Annotated in this window: 6 protein-coding genes; 2 read left to right on the top strand and 4 right to left on the bottom strand. The window is 60.8% G+C overall.

Going from position 1 to position 7,653, the window contains the following annotated elements:
• On the bottom strand, positions 1-769 hold a 769-nt coding region (locus PSV43_RS01490; RefSeq protein WP_300192955.1), incomplete at its 3' end, for a sialidase family protein.
• Between the two features lie 146 nt (positions 770-915).
• Between PSV43_RS01490 and pepD the strand changes: the two genes are divergently transcribed.
• Together pepD and PSV43_RS01480 are read left to right on the top strand one after the other, a co-directional pair.
• A complete protein-coding gene (pepD, locus tag PSV43_RS01485; protein ID WP_300192953.1) occupies positions 916-2,370 on the top strand; it encodes a beta-Ala-His dipeptidase in 1,455 nt (484 codons plus the stop codon).
• A 21-nt stretch (positions 2,371-2,391) separates the two neighbouring features.
• Entirely contained in the window at positions 2,392-3,435 is a 1,044-nt protein-coding gene (locus PSV43_RS01480) for a LacI family DNA-binding transcriptional regulator (RefSeq protein WP_300192951.1), read from the top strand.
• 88 nt (positions 3,436-3,523) lie between these two features.
• Here PSV43_RS01480 and PSV43_RS01475 read toward each other — a convergent pair whose 3' ends face one another.
• The 3 genes from PSV43_RS01475 to PSV43_RS01465 all read right to left on the bottom strand — a co-directional run.
• Positions 3,524-4,945 carry an FAD-dependent oxidoreductase gene (locus PSV43_RS01475; RefSeq protein WP_300192949.1) on the bottom strand — a complete coding sequence of 474 codons (1,422 nt, stop codon included), beginning with the start codon at positions 4,943-4,945 and terminating at the stop codon, positions 3,524-3,526.
• A 50-nt stretch (positions 4,946-4,995) separates the two neighbouring features.
• Positions 4,996-6,804, bottom strand: a complete 1,809-nt coding sequence (locus PSV43_RS01470; protein WP_300192947.1) for a M3 family oligoendopeptidase — start codon at positions 6,802-6,804, stop codon at positions 4,996-4,998.
• A gap of 17 nt (positions 6,805-6,821) precedes the next feature.
• Positions 6,822-7,653, bottom strand: an 832-nt coding sequence (locus PSV43_RS01465) for a sugar kinase (protein ID WP_300192945.1), incomplete at its 5' end; no start/stop codon positions are given.

The raw sequence follows: 7,653 nt of genomic DNA, 5'->3' as shown, positions 1-7,653 counted from the left end.
GGGAGCCGGGATTTGGGATGGTGCTGGCTTTCGCATCGGTCCAGGTGCGGCCTTTGTCTGACGAATGGCTCTCCCACAGGAAGCCGCCGCCCGTGCGGGTGAGCAGCCAGAGGCGGCCGTCTTTGAGTTCGGTGATCATGCACTCCAGCGCCCATTCGGGAGCATTGAGGGCGCCGTGGAGCTGCCAGGTTTTGCCTTCATCCGTGGATATGCCAACGCCTTGAAGCTGCTTCGGCCCGGCGAACCAGGAGTGGATCGGCTCGGTGGCGTGTGTGACGGGCATGATCCATTCGCCGGAGGAAAGCACGGTGGGCTTGTTCATGCGGAAAGCATAAGGGCTTTGATAGCCCACGCGGAACTCGGGACCGAAGACCGGCGGCGTGGCGTCGGGATTGTCGCAGATGCGTGCGTGGACATCATGCACGGCGGTGTCTTTGTTGCCGCGATTGAAGATGTACCAGAGGCGGCCTTTGGGATCGATCCACAAGGTGGGGTCAAAGCAGCGGGTGCCGTTCTTTGGCTCAGCCATGGCTTGCGGTGGCGTGAAGGTCTGCGCTTGATCATCGCTGTAGCAAAGCAGCACGATATTCTCCGGGGACGGCTCCTTCGGACCGCCAGTGAACCAGGATGCAAATACGCGCCCGCTGGCGGTGCGTTCGAGTCCGGGGATCCCCTGCCAGTTGCGGTGAGGTTCGCCAAAGGGCTCTGCGGCACGCGCATGAGCGATGGCAAGTAAAAGAAGAATGCAAAGCTGGCGGAGAATCATCATCAGACCAACGCATGGTGCAGTGACATTTCGCCGTGGATTCTGCTCATACAGTGTTATGATACCACCCGACGATTTCACAGCCGAACTCGCTTGAAGTGTCACCGCATCCCCCACAGCCTAATTTCATCTCCCATCGTATCCCCTTTATGCCCACCTCTGATCTCCGCTCCCTCGAACCCAAGGCTCTCTGGAACTGTTTTGCTGATCTCAATGCGGTGCCGCGCCCGTCCAAGCGGGAGGAGCGGGTGGTGGGATTTGTGCTGGGATTCGCCTCGCGCTACGGCCTTGCGGCACAGCTTGACAGCGCCGGTAATGTGATCATCAAAAAGCCAGCGTCTCCGGACCGGCAGGAGCGCCCAGCGGTGATCATGCAGGCGCATCTGGACATGGTGCACAAGGCCGGAGATGGAGTGAAATTTGATTTCGACAAGCAGGGCATCGACATGTGGGTGGATGGCGACTGGGTGCGGGCGCGTGGCACCACACTCGGCGCGGACAATGGGCTCGGTGTTGCGGCGATTTTGGCGGTGCTGGCTGCGAAGGATTTGTCGCATCCACCCATTGAAGCGCTTTTCACCTTGGATGAAGAGCAAGGCATGGGCGGTGCCCTGGGGCTGCAGCCGGGGCTGCTGACGGGCAAAACCATGCTGAATCTCGACTCCGAGGAGGATGACACTTTCACCATAGGCTGCGCGGGTGGCATCGACACGCTGGGCCGCTATGAATACACCGAGGTGGCACAAGCCTCCGCTGCGCCGGTGGTCGCGATCCAAATCTCCGGACTGAGAGGAGGTCATTCAGGGCTGCAAATCCATGAAGGACGTGGGAACGCGATCAAGCTCATGGCGCGGCTTCTGAGCGCGTGCGGTGAAGATGTGGTGGCGCTTTCGACGATGCGTGGTGGCAGCGCGCGCAACGCCATTCCAGCGCAGTGCGTGGCGCAGGTGGTGATTTTGGATGAGGCTCGATTTGCGGAAAGCTTCGAGCGCGAAGCTGCGGGTATTCGTGAAGAGTTTCACCTGATTGAACCCGGGCTGAGCATCGCCGCAACACCTGTTGAGGTGGATGGCGGAGAGGTTGGAGTCATGGGTGCAGAACATCAGAAGTCTCTCGTCCTGGCCATGCAGGCCGTGGTGAATGGCGTGTTTCGCATGAGTCCTGTGGTGCCCGGACTGGTGGAGGCGTCCTCTAATTTCTCCACCATCGCGCTGGGCAATGGCAAGGCGGAGTGGAGCAGTCTGCAGCGAAGCTCCGTGGAGTCGAGCAAGGTGGATGTTTCCCGCGCCTTTCGTGCGCCGTTTGAACTGATGGGTGCCGAAGTCAAATCGGGTGATCCGTATCCCGGCTGGAGTCCGAGTGCTGACTCTCCTGTCTTGGAGAAGATGAAGAAGATCTATCTCGATCTCTTTGGGCATGAGGTCCAGGTGGGTGCCTGCCATGCGGGACTGGAGTGCGGTGTCATCAGCATCGCTTATCCGGATCTCGACATGATCTCCTTTGGCCCGAACATCCACGAGGCTCATTCCGAAAAAGAATGCGCCAGCATTTCGTCGGCGCAAAAGTTCTGGAAGCTGCTGAAGGCGACGCTGGCGGATTTGTAGCTCTGGCTGCCATTTAATACCATGCCAACAACCGCCGCGCCCACTCTCAAGGACATCGCCCGTGCGACGGGGGTTTCGTTGATGACGGTGTCGCGGGTGCTGCGGGGAGCGCCGAAGGTTTCCGCTGAGAAGCGTGAGCAGGTGCTGAAGGAGGCGAAGCGGCTGAACTACCAGCCGGATCCGCATCTGGCGCGCATGATGCAGGTGGTGCGTGGCAAGAAACAGCAGCGCGTGCGGGCAGTGATCGCGGTGATTCGCGAGCATGTGCCGCAGGATGGCTTGCTGGGCCCTTCGTACCAATACGTACCGATTGATGACATCCGCAGTCGTGCGCATGGGCATGGCTATGCGGTGGAGGAGTTCTGGCTGGGCAAGGACGGGCTGACGCCGAAGCGGTTGCAAAAGATCCTGCATGCGCGTGGCATTGAGGGAGTGATCGTGTCGCCGCAGAGCATGCAACTGCCGTGCAGCAAGATGGACTTCTCGCCCTTTGCTGCGGTGACTTTTGGCAATGCGATGAGCAGCCCGGCACTGCACATGTGTGCGGGAAACATGACGCTGGGCATTCACATGGCTGCGGATCAGCTCAGCGCGCGTGGTTACAAACGCATCGGTGTGGCGGTGACGAAGTGGATCGTGAACCGCTCGCAGTTTGGCTACAGCGGCGGCTTGTTTCACTGGCAGCAGAGTCTGCCGCCTGCGGACCGGGTACCGCTGCTGCTCTTTCCGCACAACGACATCAGCAAGGGCTTCGACGCTTTTGCCAAATGGATGCGCGAGCATGAGCCGGATGCGCTGATCACCTTTGACACGCATGTGCCCAACTGGCTGCGGCGGCTGGGGCTGCGTGTGCCGCAGGACATCGGCTTTGTGGTGCATGACTGGACGCCCAAGATGCAGGAATTTGCGGGCATCTATCAGCAGCGGGAACATCTGGCGGCGGCGGCGGTCGATTTGATCGTCACCCAGCTTTCACAGCATGAGCACGGTGTGCCGGTGGTGCCACGGCAGATCATGACCCCGCCGAAGTGGGTGGATGGGCCGAGTGTGCGGGGCGTGGGGTGACGGTGAACGCACGGCACTTCACCTATCATCAAGTCGCAGCAGGTTGCGGAGCGCTGGGCTCCTCTCGCGGAGCGAGAGGGCTACTGTACTACACGCGCTGTCCCATCGCCTTCAGCTTGGCTTCGCCTTCGCTCCAGGGGACTTCGTGGGGCATGCGCTTTGAAGTGGCGGCGAGGGCGGCAATGACGCCCGCGCCTTCGCCCATGCCGACGGCATTGCCGGTCACGCGGTAGCTCGCGTGAGCGATGAAGTCGCCGCTGATGCAGCGACCGGCCATCATGAGGCCATCGACCTCTTTGGCGATCAAGGCGCGCAGCGGGATGTCGTAGGGTTTCACTTTGATGCCGGTGGAATGCGTCGCCGCTTTTTGATTGTGTTCGGCAGTCGTGGCGTGGATGTCCACGCTGAAGGTGGCACGCACCACGGCGTCGTCATAGCGTGCGCCTTTGATGAGGTCTTCTTTGTTGACGACATAGCGGCCGACGATGCGGCGGCCGTCGCGCACGCCGATTTGTTCTGCGGTGGCGACGACTTGAATGCCCTCCCATGGGCCACCGAGACTGCGCAGGCCTGTGACCATGAGATTCATTTCCGCACGAGCACGCACGGTGGCGGTGGTGATCTCGGCGGCGTCCCAGGGCTTGATGCCGAACTCCTGATTCATCATCGCAAAGACGAGATTTCCGCTCACGTGCCAGAGAGTGGCACCAGCGTAGGAGGGGAAATGGCCGGTGCTGACGATGGCGTCTTTGATGCGCTTTTTCTTTTCACCGTCCTTATTTTCACCCGGCAGTGGCTGGCCAAAGCGCACGAAGTCGCGCAGTTGCTCGACATCTTTCACGACCAGCAGCGCATTGAGTGACAGGGGCTGGCAGGGGCATTCGGCGGCTTCGCCGATTTCGAAGGCGCAGCCCGCTTGGAAGCCGAGATCGCCATCGCCGGTGGTGTCGATGAACACGGGAGCTTTCCATGCCTGACGACCGGATTTGGACTCGGTGACGATGGTGGTGAGGCGATTTCCTTCGCGGAATGCGGCGCACACTTTGGTGTGGTATTGAAACTTCACACCGGCCTCCACGCAGAGTTCTTCAAGCAGGAGTTTGAGCGCTTCGGGGTCGTAGCAGAAGCGGCTGGTGCTGGTGGAGTTTGCGCGCGCGCCGCGGGCATCAAGCTTGTCGCGCAGCTCTTTGGCGAAGCCGGGTTTGTTGAAGTCGAGGAAGTAGCCGAGCAGGCCTGCAGTCCAGATGCCACCGAGGCAGCCGCGCCATTCAAACAAACGCACCTTTGCGCCTGCGCGTGCAGCGGTGATGGCTGCTGTGACGCCGGCAGGACCGGCACCGCAGACGATCACGTCGGCGTCGTTTGCGAGGGGGATCTCGTGGGCAGGTTCGGCAAACATGCCGTCTTTGGCAGCGGGGGTGCCTGCCGCCATGACCTGGCTCTGGCTGACCGCGCCACCGGCGAGGGCGGCGTGGAGAAAGTGACGGCGGGAAACGGGGGCAGGCTTCATAAGCCCACTACCACGAATGATATGGATGCCAGCTATCAAAGACTTTGCGCTCACTTCAGCGCTTCGTAGGCCGACAGCGTGGGTTCAATGGCTTTCAGAGCCGTGGCCCAGAACTCGGGCTGGGTGATGTCTTCGCCGAGGCTGCGCATCACCACGTCCTCGCAGGTGGCGCTGCCGGTCATGGAGAGGAATGCCTCGTAGCGTGGCAGAAAGGATGGGCCTTCGGCTTTGAAGCGTGCAAACAGGGCCTGGCTGAGAAGGTAGCCGAAGACGTAGGGGAAGTTGTAGAAGGAGATGCCGCTGATGAAGAAGTGCATCTTGGAGGCCCAGAACATCGGATCGGTGCCGCCATCGAGCAGCGTGTCGCCGTAGAGTTTTCGCTGCGCTTCGTTCATGAGTGCACTGAGGCGGCTGACGCTCACCTCGCCGCTGGCACGCTCGGTGTAAAAGGCTTTTTCAAACTCGTACCGCATCGGGATGTTGATGAGGTAGGCGTGCGCACGGAGCATTTCTTGATCGAGCAGGTAGGCCTTGGTGGCCTCGGTGATGCCAGGATTGGTCATGAGACCGTTGAGCAGGATCATCTCGCCAAAATTCGACGCTGTTTCAGCGAGCGTCATCGGGTAGTTCGCAGCAAAGGAACGCGCGGGGCGCAGCACGCAGGAGTGCCACGCGTGACCGACTTCATGCGCGAGGGTGACCATGTCATGCACGGTGCAGTGGAAGGTCATGTACACACGCTCTTCGTGCTTGAGCTGTGAGCCGGTACAGAATGCGCCGGGGCGTTTTCCTGCGCGGGGCTGTGACTCGATCCAGCGCTTGGCGAGCATCTCGCGGAAGTATTCGCCGAGCTTGGGATAAGCGGAGCTGAAGGCGTGATCGACCGTGGCGCAGGCTTCGTCCCAGGTGAGTTCTTTCTCATCCGGCGCGGCGATCTGCGGTGCTTCGAGATCGAAGTAATGCAAGGCGGATGTTCCTTGGAGCTTTGCGGCTTTTCTCAAAGCACGACGAGGGAGATCAATGTGGGTGTGGATGGCTTCCAACATCGCATCGAGCGATTTGCGGCTCATCGCGCCATCGAACAGCGGCGAGTCGAGGAAGTGTGGCAGGCCACGACGGCCGTAGAGACTGAGGCGTGTGCCTGCGATTCCATTCAAGCCTGCGGCAAGGGTGACCGCATGATCATTGAAGGGCTTCTGCCCGTCGTTGAAGGAGGCTTCGCGCAATTTGCGGTCGGGTTCGGACATCAGCGCACGGCGGCGCGACATGGGTACGATTTCTTTGTGGCCATCTGGAAAGGTCATCTCAAACTCCATCTTGCCGGTCAGGGTGTCATAGAGGCGTCCCCAGGCATGCAGGCCGTTCACATTGAGATCGGCGGCCAGCGCCTCCATCTCGGATTTCATCTGATGCTGGCCTTCATGGCGCATGCGCTTCACGGCATGCTCGGCATTCTTCAGAGAAGGGTCGGCAAGCAGCACGTCGAATGCGTCGTCGCTCAAAGCAGCGAGAGCCGAGCGGAGGGAGGCCATGAGCTTGGTGCTTTCAGCATCGAGCGTCGAAATCCAGGCTTCATCGGCTTTTACGGCTTCGTCATTCGCATCGTCTGCGGACAGGCAGCCGAGGTAGGCGGAGAGGTGGCCGAGGCGATCACTCAAGGATTCCAGCGCATTGATGACACGGGCCATCTCGATGGTGTCATTGCTCAGCGCGGCGGCTTGTGTCTTGAGTTCTTCGACATCACGCACGAGCGCGGCTTTGAACTCGGTGTATTCAGAGCTGCCGAAAGCGGTGAACCAGGATTCAAGGGACCAGCGGTCAGGGGTGGTGGGAGGAGCTGTTGTGACAGAGTTGGACATATGATGGTAGAATAAGATTAACGGCTGACGCGGCCGCCGCCGTCGCCTTGCATGAGGGTTTCGATTTCGGTGCGGGTGCTGTAGTTGTAGTCGCCTTCGATGGAGTGGGCGAGGCAACCGGCGGCGGTGGCGAAGGCGATGGCTGTTTGCGGAGCGGAGTTTTGGAGGAAGGAGAAGACGAGTCCGGCGGTGAAGGCGTCTCCAGCACCGAGGCGGTCGATGATCTGGGTGATGGTGTAGCTCGGAGCGGTGTGCAGCGTGTTCGTTGCGGCTTCGTAGAGCGCACCGCTGAAGCATTGCGCGGCGGAGGTGCTGCCATCCCGCAGGGTGAAGGCGGCATGGGTGAGATTGGGGAACTGGGCGATGATCTGCTGCGCCAAGGAGTCCAGATCGCCGGTGTGATTGATGCCGAGCATGGCGGTGGCATCGCTGATGCCGCCGACGAAGACGTTCACGAAAGGCAGGAGCGACTTCATGGTGCGCGTGGCGAGTTCACGGGGGGCGAGCGGCGGGTCCCAGTGCCAAAGCTTGGTGCGGTAGTTCATGTCGCACACGACTTTGATCTGACGGCGGGCGGCTTCCTGCACGGCGAAGAGCGCCACTTCGGCGGCGTTGCGGGAAATGGCGGGCGTGATGCCGGAGATCACGAACCATTCGCAGCCGGAGAAGATGGCGTCCCAGTCATAGGCGGATGCGGGTGTGATGGCCACAGCGGAGCCGTCGCGGTCATAGATGACATTGCCGCCGCGTTGATTGGCACCATGTTCGAGGAAAAAGGTGCCAAGGCGGCCTGCGTGCGTGCGCAGGATGTGTTTCGTTTCGACGCCGAGGCTGCGCAGATCGGCGATG

Origin of the sequence: Prosthecobacter sp. (genome assembly GCF_029946185.1) — a bacterium.
Lineage (GTDB): Bacteria > Verrucomicrobiota > Verrucomicrobiia > Verrucomicrobiales > Verrucomicrobiaceae > Prosthecobacter.
The sequence above is the reverse complement of the archived record's forward strand: the minus strand, read 5'-3'. Positions and strand labels throughout refer to the sequence as shown.

Coding starts and splice junctions, on each gene's coding strand:
- pepD (WP_300192953.1), top strand. CDS start 916: ATGCCCACCTCTGATCTCCGCTCCCTCGAACCCAAGGCTCTCTGGAAC.
- PSV43_RS01480 (WP_300192951.1), top strand. CDS start 2,392: ATGCCAACAACCGCCGCGCCCACTCTCAAGGACATCGCCCGTGCGACG.
- PSV43_RS01475 (WP_300192949.1), bottom strand. CDS start 4,945: ATGAAGCCTGCCCCCGTTTCCCGCCGTCACTTTCTCCACGCCGCCCTC.
- PSV43_RS01470 (WP_300192947.1), bottom strand. CDS start 6,804: ATGTCCAACTCTGTCACAACAGCTCCTCCCACCACCCCTGACCGCTGG.